The organism is Roseibium album, assembly GCF_965233825.1.
In the GTDB taxonomy this organism is placed as follows: Bacteria; Pseudomonadota; Alphaproteobacteria; order Rhizobiales; family Stappiaceae; genus Roseibium; species Roseibium album.
The window spans coordinates 4,393,306-4,413,642 of the sequence record NZ_OZ247583.1 but is presented as its reverse complement, the minus strand read 5'-3'; the positions used below and the strand labels follow the sequence as shown (position 1 = coordinate 4,413,642).

The 20,337-nt window shown below is 53.7% G+C and carries 21 protein-coding genes; 13 read left to right on the top strand and 8 right to left on the bottom strand.

The window, feature by feature from the left end; all coding sequences use genetic code 11:
• The first annotated feature begins 238 nt into the window (after window positions 1-238).
• The 3 genes from ACO6TI_RS20055 to ACO6TI_RS20045 are packed head-to-tail and all read left to right on the top strand — an operon-like array spanning window position 239 to window position 3,628.
• Complete coding sequence (locus tag ACO6TI_RS20055) at window positions 239-1,537, top strand: NAD(P)/FAD-dependent oxidoreductase (protein WP_422383190.1); 1,299 nt, start codon at window positions 239-241, stop codon at window positions 1,535-1,537.
• A complete protein-coding gene (locus ACO6TI_RS20050; RefSeq protein WP_104701619.1) occupies window positions 1,534-2,379 on the top strand; it encodes a DUF1365 domain-containing protein in 846 nt (281 codons plus the stop codon). The genes ACO6TI_RS20055 and ACO6TI_RS20050 overlap by 4 nt, the downstream gene beginning before the upstream one ends.
• Window positions 2,380-2,398: 19 nt before the next feature.
• Window positions 2,399-3,628, top strand: a complete 1,230-nt coding sequence (locus ACO6TI_RS20045; protein WP_104701618.1) for an SAM-dependent methyltransferase — start codon at window positions 2,399-2,401, stop codon at window positions 3,626-3,628.
• Between the two features lie 37 nt (window positions 3,629-3,665).
• Here ACO6TI_RS20045 and ACO6TI_RS20040 read toward each other — a convergent pair whose 3' ends face one another.
• Entirely contained in the window at window positions 3,666-4,475 is an 810-nt protein-coding gene (locus tag ACO6TI_RS20040; RefSeq protein WP_108875138.1) for an SDR family NAD(P)-dependent oxidoreductase, read from the bottom strand.
• A gap of 59 nt (window positions 4,476-4,534) precedes the next feature.
• A complete protein-coding gene (locus tag ACO6TI_RS20035; RefSeq protein WP_055121279.1) occupies window positions 4,535-5,179 on the bottom strand; it encodes a ChrR family anti-sigma-E factor in 645 nt (214 codons plus the stop codon).
• 316 nt (window positions 5,180-5,495) lie between these two features.
• Between ACO6TI_RS20035 and ACO6TI_RS20030 the strand changes: the two genes are divergently transcribed.
• From ACO6TI_RS20030 to sseA, 8 genes are all read left to right on the top strand, one after another.
• Entirely contained in the window at window positions 5,496-6,530 is a 1,035-nt protein-coding gene (locus ACO6TI_RS20030) for a cysteine synthase A (protein ID WP_422383189.1), read from the top strand.
• 27 nt (window positions 6,531-6,557) lie between these two features.
• The gene (gene cls / locus ACO6TI_RS20025) at window positions 6,558-8,072 is read left to right on the top strand and encodes a cardiolipin synthase (RefSeq protein WP_422383188.1); all 1,515 of its coding nucleotides are present in this window, start codon (window positions 6,558-6,560) and stop codon (window positions 8,070-8,072) included.
• Window positions 8,073-8,185: 113 nt separating this feature from the next.
• Entirely contained in the window at window positions 8,186-8,680 is a 495-nt protein-coding gene (locus ACO6TI_RS20020) for a hypothetical protein (RefSeq protein ID WP_422383187.1), read from the top strand.
• A 62-nt stretch (window positions 8,681-8,742) separates the two neighbouring features.
• Window positions 8,743-9,387, top strand: coding sequence for a LysE family transporter (locus tag ACO6TI_RS20015; protein WP_108875135.1), 645 nt, complete (start codon window positions 8,743-8,745; stop codon window positions 9,385-9,387).
• A 19-nt stretch (window positions 9,388-9,406) separates the two neighbouring features.
• Window positions 9,407-10,303 (top strand): NAD(P)/FAD-dependent oxidoreductase, encoded by an 897-nt coding sequence (locus ACO6TI_RS20010; protein WP_422383186.1) that lies wholly within the window; start codon window positions 9,407-9,409, stop codon window positions 10,301-10,303.
• Between the two features lie 72 nt (window positions 10,304-10,375).
• Complete coding sequence (locus tag ACO6TI_RS20005; protein WP_422383185.1) at window positions 10,376-11,092, top strand: alanyl-tRNA editing protein; 717 nt, start codon at window positions 10,376-10,378, stop codon at window positions 11,090-11,092.
• Window positions 11,093-11,114: 22 nt separating this feature from the next.
• Window positions 11,115-11,588, top strand: coding sequence for a GFA family protein (locus tag ACO6TI_RS20000; protein WP_422383184.1), 474 nt, complete (start codon window positions 11,115-11,117; stop codon window positions 11,586-11,588).
• 9 nt (window positions 11,589-11,597) lie between these two features.
• Entirely contained in the window at window positions 11,598-12,443 is an 846-nt protein-coding gene (sseA, locus tag ACO6TI_RS19995; RefSeq protein ID WP_422383183.1) for a 3-mercaptopyruvate sulfurtransferase, read from the top strand.
• A 40-nt stretch (window positions 12,444-12,483) separates the two neighbouring features.
• Here the strand turns inward: sseA and ACO6TI_RS19990 are convergent, their stop codons facing one another.
• Window positions 12,484-13,293: an HD domain-containing protein gene (locus tag ACO6TI_RS19990; protein WP_422383182.1), complete on the bottom strand. Its 810-nt coding sequence runs from the start codon at window positions 13,291-13,293 to the stop codon at window positions 12,484-12,486.
• A gap of 73 nt (window positions 13,294-13,366) precedes the next feature.
• Between ACO6TI_RS19990 and ACO6TI_RS19985 the strand changes: the two genes are divergently transcribed.
• Together ACO6TI_RS19985 and ACO6TI_RS19980 are read left to right on the top strand one after the other, a co-directional pair.
• Window positions 13,367-13,990, top strand: a complete 624-nt coding sequence (locus ACO6TI_RS19985) for a TetR/AcrR family transcriptional regulator (protein ID WP_104701608.1) — start codon at window positions 13,367-13,369, stop codon at window positions 13,988-13,990.
• A gap of 312 nt (window positions 13,991-14,302) precedes the next feature.
• A complete protein-coding gene (locus ACO6TI_RS19980) occupies window positions 14,303-15,094 on the top strand; it encodes a class I SAM-dependent methyltransferase (RefSeq protein WP_422383181.1) in 792 nt (263 codons plus the stop codon).
• 197 nt (window positions 15,095-15,291) lie between these two features.
• Here ACO6TI_RS19980 and ACO6TI_RS19975 read toward each other — a convergent pair whose 3' ends face one another.
• The 5 genes from ACO6TI_RS19975 to ACO6TI_RS19955 all read right to left on the bottom strand — a co-directional run bounded on the left by ACO6TI_RS19975 (window position 15,292) and on the right by ACO6TI_RS19955 (window position 20,330).
• On the bottom strand, window positions 15,292-15,831 hold the full coding sequence (locus tag ACO6TI_RS19975; protein WP_422383180.1) for an AAA family ATPase: 540 nt from the start codon (window positions 15,829-15,831) through the stop codon (window positions 15,292-15,294).
• A 363-nt stretch (window positions 15,832-16,194) separates the two neighbouring features.
• Window positions 16,195-16,899, bottom strand: a complete 705-nt coding sequence (locus tag ACO6TI_RS19970; RefSeq protein WP_422383179.1) for a TIGR02117 family protein — start codon at window positions 16,897-16,899, stop codon at window positions 16,195-16,197.
• A 12-nt stretch (window positions 16,900-16,911) separates the two neighbouring features.
• Entirely contained in the window at window positions 16,912-17,715 is an 804-nt protein-coding gene (locus ACO6TI_RS19965; protein WP_282046617.1) for an amino acid ABC transporter ATP-binding protein, read from the bottom strand.
• Window positions 17,716-17,780: 65 nt separating this feature from the next.
• Entirely contained in the window at window positions 17,781-19,109 is a 1,329-nt protein-coding gene (locus tag ACO6TI_RS19960; RefSeq protein WP_422383178.1) for an ABC transporter permease subunit, read from the bottom strand.
• Between the two features lie 12 nt (window positions 19,110-19,121).
• On the bottom strand, window positions 19,122-20,330 hold the full coding sequence (locus tag ACO6TI_RS19955; RefSeq protein WP_104701604.1) for an amino acid ABC transporter permease: 1,209 nt from the start codon (window positions 20,328-20,330) through the stop codon (window positions 19,122-19,124).
• Between the last annotated feature and the right edge of the window lie 7 nt (window positions 20,331-20,337).

The window sequence follows — 20,337 nt, the reverse complement described above, 5'->3', positions numbered from 1 at the left end:
CAGACACATTTTTAGTGTTCAATCGGGTCCGTTCCAAGAACGGACCCTTTTTTTTGCCGGCACCCAATGCCACGCACAAGCTGTTGCATTCGCCAATCTACGGAATTTATTTAATTATTTCATCGCCCGGCGTGATCCGCCTTCTTTTCTCCGCCGTATTCGCTTGAGAAAACGGAGAAAACCTTGCTGGCCGCAAGTCCCTGCGGACTATCCAGATCAATAAAAAAAAGGATCGATCATGCGGATTGCCGTTATCGGCTCCGGAATTTCCGGAAACAGTGCAGCCTGGGCCCTGAGCAAAAACCACGATGTGGTGTTGTATGAAAAGCGGGAAAGGGCTGGCGGGCACAGCGCTACGGCTGACATCGACTATGACGGCACTCATATTTCGGTAGATACGGGTTTCATTGTCTACAATGAACGCAATTATCCCAATTTCACCGCCCTTCTCAATTATCTCGATGTCGAGACCGAAATAAGCGACATGAGTTTCGCGCTTTCGGCAGACAATGGAAAACTCGAATGGTCGGGCGACTCGCTCAACACCGTATTCGCGCAGAGATCCAATCTGTTGTCGCCGCGTTTTCTGGTCATGTTGAAAGACATTTTCCGTTTCAACAAGCAGGCGGTGAATGATCTTCATTCCGGACGGTTATCGGGAGAAACACTGGGTGGATACCTGGAGAAAAACCGATACTCGGAGGGTTTCACCAACGATTACCTCCTGGCAATGGGCGCTGCGATCTGGTCGACGCCGATTGATGAAATGCGCGCCTACCCTGCAGAGAGTTTCGTTGCCTTCTTCGAAAACCATCGCCTGCTGTCATTTGAAACAACACTTTGGCGAACGATTTCGGGTGGCAGCAGAAATTATGTGAACCGTTTGCTGGCACCGCTCGCAGGAAAATTAAGGCTGGGATGCGCCGTCACCGAAATTCTTCGCAACGACGGCAAGGTCCAGGTGAAGGATCGTTCCGGTCATACCGATGAATTCGACCAAATCATCCTTGCAAGTCACACCGATCAGAGCCTGGCAATGCTCGGTGACGCCAGTCCGGCCGAACGCGAAATTCTGGGTGCCATCAGATACCGACCCAACGAGGTTTATCTTCATCGGGACGAGAACCTGATGCCAAAAAGAAAGAAAGTCTGGTCTTCGTGGAATTACATGTCGGATCGGGAAGCGGGAAAGACGCGCGATGTAACCGTCAGTTACTGGATGAACCGGTTGCAGAACATCGCTCGCGACAAATCCGTGTTCGTGACACTCAACCCCTTTGAAGCGCCACAAGAAGACAAGACCTTTGAAAAATATGTCTATGATCATCCGCAGTTCGACGCACGTGCACTGAGCGCGAAAAGACGGCTGGATGAAATTCAGGGGGTCAACAACACCTGGTTCTGCGGCGCCTGGAATGGCCATGGTTTCCACGAAGACGGTCTCGCATCCGGGCTGGCTGTCGCCAGACAACTGGGTGCCAAACTGCCGTGGAAAACCTCCAGTGCACCGACAGAGTTTAGGGAAGCTGCCGAATGACGGCGAAGCCCTCAAATACCGTTTGCGATAACGGACCGGCGCCGGGCCGGGCAGCTTCGCTTTACCCGGGTAAGGTCATGCATCATCGGATGAAGCCCAAAACACACCGGTTCAGCTATTCGGTATTTACGCTTCTGATAGATCTGGACCAACTCGATGCGGCACGACGCTTGAGCAGATGGTTTTCGGTCAATCGCTTCAATCTGCTGTCATTTCACGAGCGTGACCACGGGCCCAGAGATGGATCAAGTCTCAGACGACACGTGGAAAACGTGCTTCAGCAAAAACTTGTTGCAAAGCCTTCAAGGATCCTTTTGCTCGCGTATCCAAGGCTCCTTGGTTACGGCTTCAATCCGCTCAGCGTCTTTTACGCGTACGATGAAAATGATCATCTCTCGGCAATCGTTTATGAGGTTCGCAACACCTTCGGCGGGTTACATACATATGCCCTTCCCGTGGAACCGGGTCAGTTCAGTGAAGCGGGTGTTCGCCAGAACCAGCGGAAGGAATTCTACGTTTCACCGTTCATCGGCATGGAACAGGAATATCACTTTAGAATGTTGCCCCCCGGCGAAACCGTCAGGGTTCGAATACTCGAAAAAGACCGGCAGGGACCGCTTCTATCCGCGACATTTTCCGGCAAGGCCGTGCCACTGTCCTCAAGCTCTATCTTAAAGGAATGCATTCGGGTTCCATTTCTTACAGCGAAGGTGATCTTGGCGATCCACTGGCAAGCCTTTAAAATCTGGCTCAAGCGTGTACCATTCCATCCTCGACCAGCTAAAAACAAACCCCAGGCCGGACTGGGAGAGCGTGAAATGACGCTCGCTTCTGACAAATGAGTTTTCAAGAGGTTTTGCGATGAGTGAGCCTGTTGTTCTGAACAGAGACAATTTGCGCAAGGAGTTAAAAGGCACTCCCCGCCTCGCCCGCATGGCAGCCGGACTTGCGCTCAAAATTCGGTATGGAACGCTCGAGATCGGATTTCCCGACGGCCGGACATTCCGCATTCACGGACGTGAGGATGGACCGAACGGCGTTCTTCACATTCACGACTGGCGCTTTTTCCGCATGGTGGTCAAGGCAGGGGATGTCGGCGTCGGGGAAGCGTTCATGGCCGGATACTGGTCCTCGCCCGACGTGACAACGTTTCTTGAAGTGTTCTGCATCAATCAGGAATCGACGCTGGAAGCGATTCAGGGAAAGCCATTGACCCGCCTTCTCCTTTCTGCCCGACATTGGCTGAATTCCAATACCCGGCGCGGGTCCAAGCGAAACATTTCGGCGCATTATGACCTTGGAAACGCGTTCTACAAGGAATGGCTCGATCCGTCGATGACCTATTCATCGGCGATTTACAGCAACGAGACCAACAACCTGGAGCAGGCACAAACGGAGAAGTATGCGTCCCTGGTAAGGCAAACCGGAATCGAACCGGAACACTCGGTCCTGGAGATCGGGTGCGGCTGGGGCGGTTTTGCAGAACATGTAGCAAAAACGGTCGGGGCGCATGTTCGCGCGCTGACGATATCGCAAGAGCAATTCGAATATGCAAGTGAACGTATCTTCAAAGCCGGCCTCAATGAAAAAGTGGACGTCGTGTTTCAGGACTATCGCGATGAACGCGGAGTTTTCGACCGGATTGCCTCAATCGAGATGTTCGAGGCAGTTGGTGAAAAATACTGGACGACCTATTTTGACCAGTTGTCCAGATGTCTGAAACCCGGTGGAAAGGCAGGACTTCAGATCATAACGATCCAGGACAAGATGTTTGAAGACTACAGGCGCGGCACGGATTTCATTCAGCGCTACATATTTCCAGGTGGCATGCTGCCGCCACCGGGAAAACTCGTCGAAATCGGCAAATCTCTTGGACTGGACCTGGCAGAGCAGAAGATTTTCGGCCAGGACTATGCCCGTACGCTCGCTGAGTGGCGGCAACGTTTCTGCCAATCCTGGCCGCAGATACGCCCTCTTGGTTTCGACGAACGGTTCAAGCGACTTTGGGAGTTCTACCTCCACTATTGCGAAGCCGGATTTCGCGCCGGGAACATTGACGTCAGACAGATGGTGTACGTCAAAGCTCCCTGAGGACGTTCCTGTTGCAGAGGAACATCCGGGCAGGCTCTTATCCGGCCCGGTGTTTCTTGTTCCAGCCGGTTGTTCTTGCAACCAGTGAAAAATAGGCACGATACGGCAACAGCCCCAACGCTTTCAGTTGTCTGACGAAAGCTTTGGGAAACGCGATTTCGAACCGTGTGGGGTGTTTCATTCCGTCCAGGATTTCCCTGGCAGCCTCGCCGGTTGTGATGAGATGCGGCATCGGGAACGGATTGGATCGCGTTGCCGGCGTATCGACAAATCCCGGATTGATCAGCTGGATGCGAATACCGGCCAGGTCGAGATCGAACTTCAGCGATTCTGCAAGATTAATTAGCGCGGCCTTGGACGCGCCATAGGCCGCAGATGTCGGCAGCCCCCTATATCCGGCCACTGAAGAGACTATGGCAATCTGCCCACGTCCCCTCTCCTTCATTGCGTCGATTGCCGGAAGGACGACATTGACGGTACCCATCAGGTTCACGTCGAAGCTCGTCCGAAATGCCTCTACATCTGCATTTAGACCGTCCTGTGGCAGATAGATCCCGGCATTTGCAACAAGCAGAGCTACGCCGCCAAGTTCCTGTTCGATAGCGTTACAGTGGTCCTTCATCAGCTGCGTGTTTCGAACATCACCTGGAAGCGCGATTATCTCTCCCGGCATTTCCTGAGCCTTGCAGCTGAGCTCCTGCAGTGCCTTTTCTGAACGTGCGGTTACAACAACCCGCCAGCCTTCATTGGCTAGATCGAGCGCAAGCGCATGACCGATACCGGAGCTTGCTCCGGTAACCCATGCAACTCCGTGCGACGGATGCGCAATAAATTTTCTCTGAGGCAATAACGATCTCCTTGGCCTTTGCAGTGTCTACGCAAAAGACATGGAGTGCGGATTTGTTCTTACCGCATAAATGGAGCAAACCACCTGCCGACAGGACCAGTCAGCTCAAGACGTCCAGCGGTGACCGCAAAACAGATGCAGTCTTCGCCTTCATCGGCGATTGGCTTGTGGTCGACATCATCATCCGCAAATGCGACGTCTCCGGCAACATAGTGACCGTCATCGTCGCGAAAACCGCCCTGCAGAACGAGCGTCAGCTCCGTCCCGTGATGGGTGTGGGACGGCATGGCACGACCTGCGCGCACCCAGAGCAGACTGGTTGCACAGCCGTCAATCTCGCCGAACTTGCATTCCTTCACACCGGGTAAAAGCGCTTTCCAGGGAAGGCCTTCCATGGAGTTTCCGACAATTGATCTCAGGGATTGTGGCAGACCGGTACTGTCATTCGCGATCGGCTCGTTGTCGTTCGAGAATGGCGTCTCATCGTCGAAAATGGCAGAAAGCGACGTGTCCCTGTCACTCAAGGCTACGGGATCAGCATCGCCCAGGCTTACGCCGCCGAGGCTTTCCAGAGACGAGACATAACCACGGTTCAGGTCGCTGAGTTCGAGGTGCGCTCCAACCAGCGCCTGTGCAGGATAAGACAGCGTTCCGGCCGCATACCCGGCCAGCAGCTCATCCATCCCGGTCACATTTTTTTCCATTTTCGCTCTCATCAAGCTCCAAACACCATCTTTGCACTAACGCCGATACGCCGTGCAAGGTTTTCTAGATCATCATTTACACTAAAAATATTGAAATTTGAATTTTCATCTAGGGGGTTTGAAGAACAACTCCATGCTCACTTTCAATCGTTTTGCGGAAAAATCATCAGAAAAACGTAGCTGTCGCTGGCATTCCTCCGACGAGCCCTTAAATTGCAATCTTGATCCCGGATGCAGCTCCCTTTAGCGTCCGGAGCCCATTGAATCTTATCTGGCCATGCCTTGTTTTCTGTCCAGATCAGCCAGGATTGAAAGAATGACTGTGTCCGCTTCCGTTGTCGATGCGATTGGCAATACGCCGCTGATCCGCCTGAAAGCCCTTTCCGAAGAAACCGGTTGTGAAATCCTGGGCAAGGCTGAATTCATGAACCCGGGTCAGTCGGTCAAGGACAGGCCTGCCAGACAGATGATTCTGGAGGCAGAAGCGCGGGGCGAACTTAAACCGGGCGGCGTCATCGTGGAAGGTACCGCCGGAAATACCGGAATTGGTCTTGCCCTGGTTGCCAGCGCCAGAGGCTATCGGACCGTGATCGTGATGCCGGATACACAGAGCCAGGAAAAGAAGGACATGCTGCGCCTGTGCGGTGCGGAGCTTGTCGAGGTTCCAGCCAAGCCTTTCAAGGATCCGAACAACTATCAGCACGTGGCGCGGCGTCTGGCCCAGGAAATGGCAAAGACCGAACCCAACGGCGTTATCTTTGCAGACCAATGGAACAATCTCGATAATCGCAAGGCACACTATCTCACCACTGGTCCGGAAATACTGGCACAGACAGGTGGGCGTGTGGATGCGTTCATTTGCGCGGTCGGTTCGGGTGGAACGCTTGCGGGTGTTTCCAAATACCTTCAGGAAAACAAACCCGGTGTTGTCATTGGTTGTGCCGATCCTCGCGGCGCTGCAATGCAGTCGCTGTTCACGACGGGCGAAGCGGTGGCTTCTCAAGGTGGCTCGATATCCGAAGGCATCGGACTTGGACGCAAAACACCGATTGTTCAGGACGTCAAGGTGGATCATGCTTACACGATCGATGACGCCGACGCCGTGCCACTGGTCTTTGACCTGGCCGAAAAGGAAGGCCTGTTGCTCGGTGGTTCCACGGCGATCAATCTAGCCGGAGCACGAAAGCTGGCAGCTGAACTTGGCCCTGGAAGAACCATCGTCACCATTTTGTGCGACCACGGCACCCGTTATCAATCCAAGCTTTACAACCCGGACTTCCTGCGGTCTAAGAACTTGCCGGTGCCGGAGTGGCTGGAGCGAAAGACTACCATTCAGGCGCCTTTTGCCTGAATGGAAGATTGCGCGGTATGAGAACACATGGGGCAAGCTGACCCGACCCTCGCCAAAGATGGAGCCGACGCCAAAGCGGTGATCCAGGATGCGGTCGTCGATGTCAGCATCCTGGATGTCATGGCCAACAATCTCGGCCTTGTTGCTGCGTTTGTTGCCGCCATGTATATCGTCGCGGGCGTCTGTGCCGTTCGTGAAATCATGAATTCCCGGACATCGCAGGGTTCGGTTGCCTGGTTGCTGTCGCTGTTCTTCCTGCCTTATCTCACCGTTCCGCTTTATTTCGTGTTCGGCTGGAAGTCATTCGCCGACTATGCCCGGATACAGACACTGCTCGGCCGGGCAGAACGGGCGAGACGTGCTGACGAACTCGGGTTGACCGATCACGAAGAAACACGCGACTGGCCGGTCCTCACAAGAGTTGCCGGCGTGCCGTTTCTGGCCGGCAATACTGCAGATCTTCTGATTGATGGCGATGCGACGTTCACTGCGATCAAGGATGCGATTGCACGCGCCGAACAAGTCATATTTTTCCAGTTTTTCGCGATTGAAGACGATGGCCTCGGGCGCGAAATGGCCGATGCACTGATCGCAAGGGCGAAAGACGGACTGAAGGTCTATCTTCTTTACGACGACGTCGGAAGCCACGCCCTTTCAAGAGACTTTCTCTCCAAGCTCAAGAATGCGGGCGTCGAAGTGTGCGGCTTCAACGAGAATCACAAGTTTCTGCGTCTCTTTGGGCCGATGCGTCTGAATTACAGGAACCATCGGAAACTGGTCGTAACCTATTTCCGTGAAGCCTTCGTCGGCGGACACAATGTTGCCGATCAATATGTGGGACGCAACAAATGGTTCGGTCACTGGCGCGACACTCACGTCAAGGTGGAGGGCCCGGCAGCCGTTGCGTGTGCGCTTTCCTTTGTCGAGGACTGGCTCTGGGCAAGCGGCGAGCGGATCGAGCTGCCGCAGGTCCGGGATATTCCCATGCCGGGAGACGAGGCCGTTCTGGTCATGCCGACCGGGCCAGCAGACAAACTGGAAGAATGTGCCCTGGCCTTTGTTGAGGCAGCCGCCAGAGCCAAGGAACGCCTTTGGATCACGACACCCTACCTCGTGCCGTCTCTGGACGTACAGACAGCACTGGCGGCGGCCGCGATGCGCGGTGTCGATGTGCGTATCTTGCTCCCGGAAAAACGGGACCACTGGACCGTCTGGCTGGCGAGCCACGCCTATGAGGACACGCTCGTACAGCGAGGGGTAAAGGTCTACCGCTACACGGATGGATTTCTGCATCAGAAAGTTACTCTGATGGACAATGATCTTGTTTCGATCGGGACAGTGAATTTTGACAACAGATCATTTCAGATCAATTTCGAACTCACGCTGTGGTTTACGCACGAACGTATGATCGGGAACGTTGAAACGATGCTCGAGACCGATTTCCAAAATTCGAAACTGACCTGGCCCGACGCTTTCCGCTCAAGAAGCTACGCTTTTCGCGTCTTTGCCCAGGGTGCGCGCCTGCTGTCACCGATCCTTTAAGGGCTTCGTGAAAACGAAAATGACACTACACCTATAAATTACACTTTTCGTTTAAATCTATTTTAACGCGATCTTTTCATGGTCCTCCCGGTCATTTTCCGAATGAGGTTTTCATGAAACTGATTTTGAGCTTTCTGTTTGTGTTGATGCTGGGACCTGGACTGTTCTTTATGGACGGTGCAATTCTCAAAGACATCAAGTTGAAGTCCGAGACACTTTCCCCCGCCAACGTCCCAACCTCCGATCGGAAGTGCCGCTCGAAACTCTATCTGTTTCAAATCTGCAGTTTTGACTATACCGACAATCAAAAGGATCTGGATCAGTCATACTTCTTCATGTCGTTCGGCCCTCCCGAAACACTTGTTTTGTTGAGAGGAACCAAATCTGGAGTCCTGACCTCCGATGTGGGGCAGGACTATCTTTGGAACAGGATCCTGACAATTCTCCTTTTTCCAGGCCTCGCTCTCTGGGCGCTGGTGAAATATCTGGGTAAAACGCGGCAGCACGCTGCACCACCACTGCAGCAAACGAGGCATATTCCTCCGCATGTTCCAACCCATTCAGGAGGTCATCCGGCAAACCGTGCCACTTTCGGTAAACGACGTTGACAGACTGAAGCGCCCGTCGTCTAAGAAAGATTGTAGGGCGAACAGATCGATCTCGTGGAACAATGTCATATTTGCCGGATGTCTCCATACTCCTCACCTTCACTGCCGCGGGCCTGATCCTGACGATCACGCCAGGTCCCGACATGACGCTGTTCTTGAGCAAAGCGCTGACACAGGGCAGAAAATCTGGACTTGCATCCGTGCTGGGGGCAACATGCGGCCTGATTGTCCACACCGTGCTCGCGGCTGTCGGTGTGTCTGCACTTCTGGCAGCATCCGACCTTGCCTTTACGGTCCTGAAAATCGTGGGGGCCGCCTATCTCATCTGGCTCGCCTTCCAGGCCATAAGGAATGGATCGTCTCTGACTGTGGACCCTGTCAGCGTTCCGCAACAATCCTTCAGTCGAGTGTGGCTTCAAGGACTGGGCGTCAACATTCTCAACCCCAAGATTGTCGTCTTCTTCGTGACGTTTCTTCCCCAGTTCGTAAGTGCTTCTGATCCAAACGCCACCGGCAAACTGTTGTTTCTGGGAACATACTTCGTTGCACTCTGCCTGCCTGTTTGTGTCTTGATGGTTCTGGGCGCAAGTGCCTTCACGAAGTTCCTGAAATCCTCCCCTTCGTTCATGCGTGCGTTTGACTGGGCGTTTGCCGGGATTTTGGGCAGTTTTGCGTTCAAGTTGCTGATGGCACAGGCGAACAACTGAATACCAAAGGGGAATTTGGATGGACACTCAGGTTGCAATTGTCGGTGCCGGGCCAGCGGGACTTGCTGCCGCATTGACGCTTTCCCGGTCGATGATCAAATCGATTGTCTTTGACAAAAATACTCCTCCGAGAAACGCGTCGTCTCCCTTCATTGCAGCGCTTCCCGGGTTCGACAGGAATACGCCTGCTGATGTCCGAGACACCATACATCGCGACATTGTCTCGTATCCCTACGCGCATTTTGAGCAAACGGGTATCACCGGCATCCGACGCGAGGCCGATGGCTTTACGCTTTCAAGGGATGACGGTTCGTTGTCGACGGCCGAATTCGTTCTGCTTTCGACTGGAATGGTTGATCTGTTCCCGGAACTTGGCGGCATTGAAGAATGCTGGGGCCGCTGTGTTATCAACTGCCCTTTTTGTCACGGAATCGAGTGGCACAACAAACGATGGGGAATTTACGCACATCGCCAAGACGTCATCGATGCTGCCGAGGTCTATCGGAACTGGAGCGATGACCTACATTATTTTATCGGCCCGGAGATATTCGTGACGCCAGAGCGAATTGAACAGGTTTCGCGGTTGAGTACAGCCATCTACCATGAATTGCCGATTAATCTGCAAGCCGAAAACGGTGCCTTGACGCACATCGAAATGCCAGGCGGAGAGACAATTGACCTGGATTGCCTGTTGATTTTCCCCTTCCAGCAGCAGACCGGTCTTGTTACATCACTCGACATTTCCATGACCGATGCGGGCTATGTCGACGTCGATGCAGGCTTTCGCACATCTGTTCGCGGTCTCTATGCTGCGGGCGATCTCGTCTATCCGGGTCATCAGAACACACCGACTGCGCTTCACATGGGCAATCTTGCCGCCGCAACCATCGTGATGGATTATTGCTGCCTGAAATGATGTAAAATCCAGAGGTCGCGTTTTGGGGCCCAGTTATCCTTCCAACCATCCTCCATTCTGCAGGAGACTTCTATGACCACACCATTGTTTCGTGACGATGCCTACCTGCGTACGTGCGAAGCGGAAGTCGTGGGTGTGAATGAACGCGGCGGTATCGTGCTTGACCGCACTGTCTTCTACGCAACAGGAGGCGGGCAACCGGGCGACAGGGGCCACCTGGAATATTCCGATGGCAGCCGGACAGAGATTTTCACAACCGTGTTCGATGACAACAAGACCACGATCGTTCACGTACCTGCAGAAAATCAACCGCTTCCGGAACCAGGCACCCGTGTTACCGCACATGTCGACTGGGCTCGCAGATATCGTTTGATGCGTGTTCATACCGCACTTCATCTTCTGTCTGTTGCGCTGCCCTATCCCGTAACAGGCGGACAGATCGGCGATTCCGAAGGCCGACTCGATTTCGATATGGGCGACGAAACAATCGACAAGGAAATCTTGCTGAAAACACTCACCGAATTGGCGGCCGGAGATCACGACGTCACCACCGAGTGGATTACGGATGGGGAACTCGACGCCAAGCCGGGTCTGGTCAAGACCATGTCGGTCAAACCACCCAGGGGATCCGGACGGGTAAGACTTGTCAGGATCGGAGCGGATGTCGACCTGCAGCCTTGCGGTGGCACGCATGTTTCCAGTACTTCGGAAATTGGTGACCTTGCCCTCGGCAAGACCGAGAAAAAAGGCAAGCAAAACAGGCGTGTCCGCATACGCCTGAACGATTGAGCAGTCTTCAGGAGAGACGAATATGCAGCTGACAGGAAGTTGCCATTGCAAGGCGGTTGAATTCCGTTTGGAAAGCAAGACCCCCTACCCTTTCATGCGCTGCTACTGTTCGATATGCCGAAAGATTGGTGGCAGCGCAGGTTTTGCGATCAATCTCATGGGAGATGCGGCAAGTCTCAAGACCAGCGGAGAGCAATCCAAACTCGTCTACAACGCGTTGATAGACGGCACTCGGAGCCCTGCCGAACGACATTTCTGCAAGGTTTGCGGCACACATTTGTGGGTTTGGGACCCCCGCTGGCCCGGGCTCCTGCACCCGCATGCCGGCGTCATCGACACCCCCTTGCCAAGGCCGCCGGAAACCGTCCATATCATGCTTGAATACAAGCCGGACTGGATCGGGGTTCCGGAAGGTCCCAACGACATCCATTTTGGGAAATATCCTGATTTGTCCATTGAAGAGTGGCACAAATCAAAAGGACTATACGAAACTTAAGGAGCTGTAATGTCCGACCATCCTCTTGTTTCAACTCAATGGCTGGCCGACCATCTGGAGTCTCCCGATCTTGCGGTCATCAACGCCTGGATGCCCCCCGTGACCCATCCGGACGCACCACCTGTCTACCCAAACGCGCATGTTCCAGGCGCCGTATTTTTCGATGTGAATGAAATCTGCGACAAGACCTCAGACCTGCCACACATGTTGCCGCAACCTCATGTGTTTTCATCAGCGATGCGCAAACTCGGTATCGGGGACGGGCAAACGATCGTCGTCTATGATGATTTTGGTTTCTATTCCGCGCCACGTGTCTGGTGGACCTTGCGTACCATGGGGGCCGAGCGCGTATTCGTGCTTGATGGCGGCTTTCCGAAGTGGCGAGCAGAAAACAGGCCGGTAACGGACGATGTTCCGCGAAAACCTCAAAGCCATTTCACCTCAAGGCTCAATCATGGCGCGGTTGCCGACCTTGCTGAAATTCGAAACACCATCCGGGCCTCTTCCAGGCAAATTCTCGACGCAAGATCCGTAGACCGCTTTTCGGGCGTGGCTCCCGAGCCGCGTGCCGGGCTCAGATCCGGGCACATGCCGAGTGCGCTCAACCTGCCCTTCACGCGGTTGATCAATGAAAGCGGCACGTTTCGCACCAAGGACGAGTTGAAGCAGATATATCAGGAAGCCGGGGTGGACCTGGAAAAGCCCGTCACAACGACATGTGGATCCGGTGTGACCGCCGCGGTCCTGACTCTTGGCCTGACGGTCCTGGGAGCACGGGATCTTGCGCTTTACGATGGCTCCTGGACCGACTGGGGTGGAAGAGAAGATACCGAAATCGTTTCCGACCCATCCTGAGTTGCCTCAAGGGCAAACCGGCAAATTCCGGAGACGAAATTCATTCACCGGCCTGGGGAACGCTCGCATTGTTCGATGCCTGCTTGCTTCTGTTGCCGAGACGAATGAGGAAATCTCCCCTTGTTCCTTCAAGGTGGTGACCAGGCCAAATCTCCAGTTCCGAGCGCAGGTCCCCTACCGGGTGCTCCCGGAGGATCTGGCGCCGGATGGACTTTTCAATTCTGCGCCGCCCCATGCCAAACACATCACACATTGCCCCCCGGGAAAGCAGATGTGCTTCTGCACCGTGCACACGGCTTGAGACATAACCGTTCAGATGCAGGCCAATTGCATCTGAAATCTTGCCGATCTTTGCCCTGTCATGCCCTTTGCTTACGAGGTGATGTTTACAGCGTTCTGCGCCATAAACGACAAAGCAGCACTCCCTGGGTTCCGAGCTTCTGCCCTTGGCCAATCCCACGTCGTGAAGAATGGCCGCTGCAAACAGCACTTCCCGGTCGACAGCAAGGTTTCGATGTCCACCGATCAGCATGGCCCAGTAGTAGGTTCGCCAACTATGGCGCATCAACTCAACATTCTGGACGTCGTCCGCGAAATCGAATGCGTCACGAACAAGAGCGGTGTCGGGTGGCTGTAACCCTTCCAGATCGGTCCCATATGCGTTTATGAGTCCCAGTTGTGCCATGGTTACATCCTTGATTTCGAATGCGGCCATTCGAGCAAGATTGACCAGTACCTTGACTTTCTCCGGACGCGTCAGCCGTCCCCTGCTGAAACGTCCGGTGCGTTTTCCCCACTGAACGGTACCCATGTACGCGTTCTTTTCAGGTCTCTCGCAAAACGCTTCCATTCCCGCCTCCATTTTTTTGTACCGTATTGCACAAAAATAGACATGTCGATCTTTTTATGCGAATTGGTAAAAAATGAAAACGGAAACGAAACGCGGGCGGCCACGCAAATTTGACGAGGACGTAACCCTCGATCAGGTCATGCAGGTATTCTGGAGGAATGGCTACGCGGCAACGAGCCTCGATCAGATCGCCGAGGCCACCGGATTGAACCGGCCAAGCCTTTATGCTGCCTTTGGCAGCAAGAAAGACATGTATCTGAACGTCATCAGTCGATTTGCAGATCGCATGCACGTTTATTTGGCCGAAGCTGGCCAGCAGACCGCGGGTGCCAATCCTCGACTCAAGGCTATTCTGATCGCCGCGATAGATCTTTATACAGGTCAGACCGATCTCACGGATGCCCCCTACGGGTGCCTGGCAATATCAACCCTTCAGACCGAGTCGCCCCGGGATTCTGAGTTTAAAGAGGCCCTGACCGTCGTCATCGCGCGCATGGACAAGGGGTTTGCCAGTCTTATTCGTCACGAAACCAAAGGCTCGATGACGGAGCAAGAAATCTGCACCGCCGCTCAGCATCTTGCATTGATCTTGCACGGGCTGTCGATACGCGCGCGTGCGGGTGAAACGCCCGATGTTTTGAAGAGACTTGCGGAAAGTGCCGTCGACAAAATCATTCCCTTTTCGAACGGAAACTGACCCGGGCATGAACGCGTGAATACCCGGCCATGATCTTGGCGCAGCCGACTTGGTCAATGCGAGGAGTGTTGCTGCCAGCTGGTCGCATAAGTCAGCAACCCACCAGCAATGTTTGCACCGATTGATGAACCGATCGGAATGATCCCGGTCCCGAGGTTACCTTGCCCGTCGTTTTGACACATTGGACAAGGCAAATTGTGAACCAGCTTGACGTTCAGGATCGACAGTAACTAGGCTTTCAGTTGATCAGATCATGCCCAGTGGGCCCTGCCTCGAACATTGCTCGTCTCACCAAGCAGCAAGGAAATTGAAATGACATTTCAATTGGTGGGCAGCGGCCCGGAAATTTATGAAAAGGTCATGGTACCACTGTGGTTCGGAAGATGGGCAGAAGCTCTTGTTGACAAGCTTTCGCTGCAAGCATCCGAGAACGTCCTAGATGTTGCCTGCGGAACCGGTGTCACCACAAGGTTGGCGAAGTCCAAGGTCGGACCAATGGGGCGGGTCGATGGCCTCGACATAAATGCTGCCATGCTCGCCAAAGCAAAAGAAATCGCAGATGGGCTAGACATCGGATGGATCGAGAGCGACGTCAGCGACATTGGATTATCCTCCGCCAGCTACGATGTGATCCTGTCGCAACACGGGTATCACTATTTTCCAGACAAGCCGGCAGCGCTCAGCGAATTTCGTCGATTGCTCTCCTCAGGTGGAAGGATGGCTGTTTCGATCTGGGATGGTCACAGCCCGTACACTCACGCGATATGTCGTGCAGTTGAGAGATATGTTTCTCCCGAAATTGCCGAAAAGCAGCGCTCTCAAAGAAAAACTCCCTCCACCGACGAATTGATCGCACAATTGACCGGCGCCGGATTTTCCAGGGTCTCAGTCCACAGGCAGGAACTGATGATTGATGTGCCGCTGGCAGAAGAATTTGTCCCCCTTCATCTTGGTTCAATGCCAATCGCAGGCGCCTTTATGGCGCTTGACGATGATGCCAAACAGGACCTTGTCAATGATGTGTCAAAGTCACTTGCCGCGTATGTCCGGGGTAACCGATTGGTCTATCCGGATGCTGTCAACGTGGCACTTGGATACAGGTAACCAGTTTGGCCAGCCCGTGACAGTTCGGAGGAGCCAATGTCTGCGTCTGGCCCAATGAAGACTTCTGCCAAAGATGAGACGAACGACAGTATTGAGGCGTCAGTTCGGCTATTCACCGCTTTTCACCATACTCCCAAGCGCAATTTTTACTGCAACAAAACCACACGGTAAATATTCAGTCGAAGCAGAGCAAAAAACTAGAGCGCACCACACTCGTGCAAAATCATATCTACCCGTTCGGAAACCGGTACCCGCGGCAACTCTCTTTTTGTATACCCCAGATCATCCAAAGCGCGATTGATACGATGATATTCTTGAACCGCCATGCTGAAATCATGCCTGCGCTCTTCATCTCTCGCAAAGAGTTCTCTCCAAGGCGGAACAACGAAGACTTTTTTCGCGTAAGGCCTCTTTCCGCCGAGTATTTCCCTCGTTGCCTGGCCGCCCGCACATTCCATGGCAACAGCAGCGTCAATGAGCCCCCTGTCAAAGAAAACAAGGCCTTCTGAGGGATCAGCAGATTTTAAGTCGGACTGCGCCATTTCGATGGCGCGCTGCGCGAATGCCCTTGTATCGACCCATGGCAAGGCCTTGCCGTCACCAGCGATTTCTTCCGAGACTATGCGGCGTCCAGGCTCTGGAACGGTTGCGAACCTTAGTTTGCTCAAAGTCCTTATCAGTGTTGACTTTCCCCCGCATGAGCAACCAGTCAAAAGGACGAAACTGTCACTCAACATGTTCGCCTTTCCGTGTTTGTAGCCATATTATCTTGGCTGTAGCTGTGACGATGCAAGATGAAGCAAGTTCTCTTTTCAGGTTATAGATGCGAGTATCCGGAGCAACTGTTTCGCGAACCGCTTTGAATATTCGATAGATCATCGACTGCTCACAAACTACTGTCATGTCTGTGACCTTAAAACCCGGTCCTCATCCGCTTCAGCGCGGAGTTCTCCGGTTGATTTTTGGCCTCATGCGGCCTGTATTTGCAGTTTCATTTTCATTGTGAATTCGTTGAGCTTGAAATTGCCCAGGAATGAGTTGGCTACCAACCGGGCGTTCGCATGAGCAACCATGCAAAACCGCAATTTCGAGAACTTGGTCTAGTCGGCATTATGCAGATCCAGGGACAGGTTCAGAGTAAAGGGCAAAGGTGTCCAGAACCCGGTTCTAATTCCCGCCTGACGTAACATGCGTGCGGTCCAGGCGTTGCAACCCAACAGTGCATTGAAACCGCCATTGGCAGGAAAAAAGATATCGTGCGCATCGTAGGCCGCGCCTGAAATCGCACTCGGTTGCTCGCCTTTGTCTGTCTGAAAACTCGACCGAATGTCGCGCAACAGTCCGCCGAATTCCGTTTCGCTCAGTTCAACCTCGCGAACACTCGGCAACGATGGTGAAATTCGCCCGGCACGGCGAACGTGCATGACGGACCTGTCCCAGGTCAAAGCATCAATCACCGGCCCCGGTTTCAGTTCGGACCATGTGGGTGTCTCAATATAGAATGACCTGCTCCCCCAGCCGACAATTATCCAGAAGACACCCGGGTGGTTGAGCTCCAGTCCCTGCGACGACACAAAAGACAAGGCTTCAAGAACGTCAGGATCCGCCGGGAGCGCTATGTCGGTATGGATCGGATTGGAAAGGACAAGAATGCTGCGTTTGCCGGCCTCTCCTTGTTCGTCCGCCGACGGCGAAAAAGACAAAGGCCTTGGAACAAGTGTTCCAAGGCCAATTGCAACAATCACCGCAATAACGACAAGGAGCAAACAGAGGAACGCGTTTCTGAATATCCTTGCCAGTCGCATACCCTCTCCAGATCAGTGATGCAGGATCTGGCTGAGGAACAGTTTGGTACGTTCGTGCTGAGGGTTGACGAAGAAGTCTTCCGGTTCGTTCTGTTCCACGATCTGGCCCGCATCCATGAAGATCACGCGGTTCGCGACCTTGCGCGCAAAGCCCATTTCGTGGGTGACGCAGAGCATGGTCATGCCTTCTTCGGCGAGACCGACCATCACGTCCAGGACTTCCTTGATCATTTCCGGGTCAAGAGCGGAAGTCGGCTCATCGAACAACATGATTTTCGGGCTCATGCAGAGCGAACGTGCAATTGCGACACGCTGCTGCTGGCCACCGGACAGCTGACCGGGGTATTTCAGTGCCTGCTCCGGGATCTTGACGCGCTCAAGATAGTGCATCGCGATTTCTTCGGCTTCCTTCTTCGGCATCTTGCGAACCCAGATCGGAGCCAGCGTGCAGTTCTCCAGAATGGTCAGGTGCGGAAACAGGTTGAAGTGCTGAAAGCACATACCGACTTCACGGCGAATTTCATCGATTTTCTTGAGATCGTTGGTCAGTTCGATCCCATCCACGACGATCTGGCCGGCCTGATGCTCCTCAAGACGGTTGATGCACCGGATCATGGTGGATTTGCCGGATCCGGATGGTCCGCAAATAACGATACGCTCGCCGCGCATGACCTTCAGGTTGATATCGCGAAGTACGTGAAAGTCACCGTACCATTTGTTCATGTTGTTGATTTCAATCGCCACATCCGTGTCGGAAATCATCATCTTCGAGCGATCGGCGGCAAGCTCTTCCGCGTTTACAGCATTTTCTGACATGCGTTTTTACTCCAGAATTTCAGTGGCCGGGGCGCAGCGGAGTTTCGCGCGCCCCGAAGATCTTTCTAGCGTTTATGCCCTGTGTGCAGCCGCCTCTCCATGAAAATGGAATAGCGGGACATGCCGAAGCAGAAAACAAAGAACACAATGGCTGCAAAGAGATAGCCCGTGTGTCCCTGCGTGGGTGTCGACCACGTCGGATCCGTGAAGGACGATTGTATCTGGCCAAGCAGGTCGAACATGCCGACAATCAGGACCAGTGTCGTATCCTTGAACAGGCCGATGAAGGTGTTGACGATACCAGGGATCACCAGTTTCAGCGCCTGAGGAAGAATGATGAGATACATCATCGGCCAGAAGCGGAGACCCAGAGCCATGGCCCCTTCATATTGCCCCTTTGGAATTGCCTGCAGACCACCGCGCACGACTTCCGCCATGTAGGCGGCGGAGAACAAGGTGACGCCGATCAGAACACGGAGCAACTTGTCGAACGTCACGCCTTCCGGCAGGAAAAGCGGTAACATCACCGAGGACATGAACAGCACGGTGATCAGCGGAACACCGCGCCAGAACTCGATGAAAATGACGGAAACCAGCCGAACGATCGGCATGGTGGACCGTCGACCAAGCGCCAGGGCGATACCGAGCGGCAGAGAAGCCACGATGCCGGTGACGGCAATCACCAGTGTCACCAGAAGACCACCCCAGACAGGCGTATCAACTGTTGATAGTCCAAGGTTGGCCGACACGAAACCCAATATGATCGCAAGTACCACAGCCGTTCCGACAAATCCGATCAGAACAGGTTTGACGCCATTGAAATCCCGCCCTCCGGCAACCATCAGGATTGCCGCGATTGCAACACCAACTACAGCGATCAACGCGACGAAGATCCACGTGTAGGAGCTGATGCTGATGTTGCCGCCAGTCAGAAGAACGAAGGCAACAATAGGGAACACGCCAAGAAAGAGAATGGAATTCAACTTCTTGAGCGGCATACTCGGCATTGCCAGCGGAACCAGCAACAAAGCAAAGAGTGCATAGACGATATTCACCCGCCAGATCTCGTCGGTCGGATACCGACCATAGATGAATTGCGGGAAATAGGCCTCAACATAGGCCCAGCAGGCGCCCATGTGTTCCCCTTCCGACCCCTCAGGGGGAAGGCATGCCTTTCTGTCATCACCTGTCCAGATCGCGTCGATGAAAGCAAACTGGATAAAGGGTGCGATAATCCAGTAGGCGATAATCACGCCAATGACTGTCAGAACGGTATTGCTGATGGATGAAAACAGGTTCTGCCTCATCCAGCCGATCAGACCGGTGGTCGAGACAGGCGCCGGCAGAAGCGGCGCCTCCTCGGTTCTAATCTGAAATGTTTCAGTTTTGGCCATTGTGAGCGCCCCCTATCTTTCCACGAGCGCCATGCGCTGGTTGTACCAGTTCATAAAGGCCGACGTGACCAGACTGAGCGTCAGATAGATCGCCATCCAGATTCCGATGATTTCGATTGCCTGTCCGGTCTGATTGAGGACCGTACCGCCAACAGAAACAAGATCAGGAAATGCGATCGCAACAGCCAGGGACGAATTTTTCGTCAGGTTCAGATACTGACTTGTCAGCGGCGGAATGATGACACGCATCGCCTGAGGGATGATCACCAACCTGAGCGTAGGGCTTTGACGCAGGCCAAGGGCATGCGCGGCTTCCGTCTGCCCGTGGCTGACCGCCTGAATGCCCGCGCGGACAATCTCTGCAATGAACGAAGCGGTGTAGATTGACAAAGCAGCCGTCAATGCGAGGAATTCAGGTATGAGGTTGAAGCCGACATTCAACTGAAACCCCTGACGGATCCGAGGTCCCGTGTCGACAAACACCGGATGTTCCAGGTGCATGGGCATACCCGTCACGAAATACGTGATCAGCGGCAAACCGATTATCAACCCCACGGCCGTCCAGAAGACAGGAAACTGTTGACCGGTCGCTTCCTGCCGTTTGCGTGCCCATTGGGCAATCACAATACATGCGACGATCGCAATGATTAAGGCGATACCGATGAAGGACGCTCCATCCTCCCAGATCGGTTTCGGTCCGCGGAATCCTGCGATGTTCAGATGGAAACTGTCGAAAAAGAACGACCATTTTTCACGTTTCCCGGGAACAGCCCTGAGAACCGCGAAATACCAGAAGAAAATCTGAAGAAGCAGCGGAACGTTGCGGATCAGTTCAACGTAGCAATATGCCAGCCGGCTGATAACCCAGTTGTCGGAAAGACGGGCAATACCAACAACAAATCCGATAATTGTCGCGACAAAGATACCAACAATCGCGACAAGAAGAGTGTTCAGGAATCCAACATACAGCGCTTGCCCGTAGCTCGACGTTTCCGAGTAGGATACCAGCGACTGGATGATACCGAATCCAGCTGTATTTTCGAGAAAGCCCCAACCAGAGGCGATGTTTTGCCGCTCAAGGTTGGCGGCCGTGTTTGATACGATGTTGTATCCCACAAAGACAAGCACGGCGATCAGGACAACCTGAAAAAATATGCCGCGGACTTTGGGATCGTTCAACAGCGAAGCACGCGCCGGCGCCCCCGCCGAGTCCTGCTCCATTACAGAC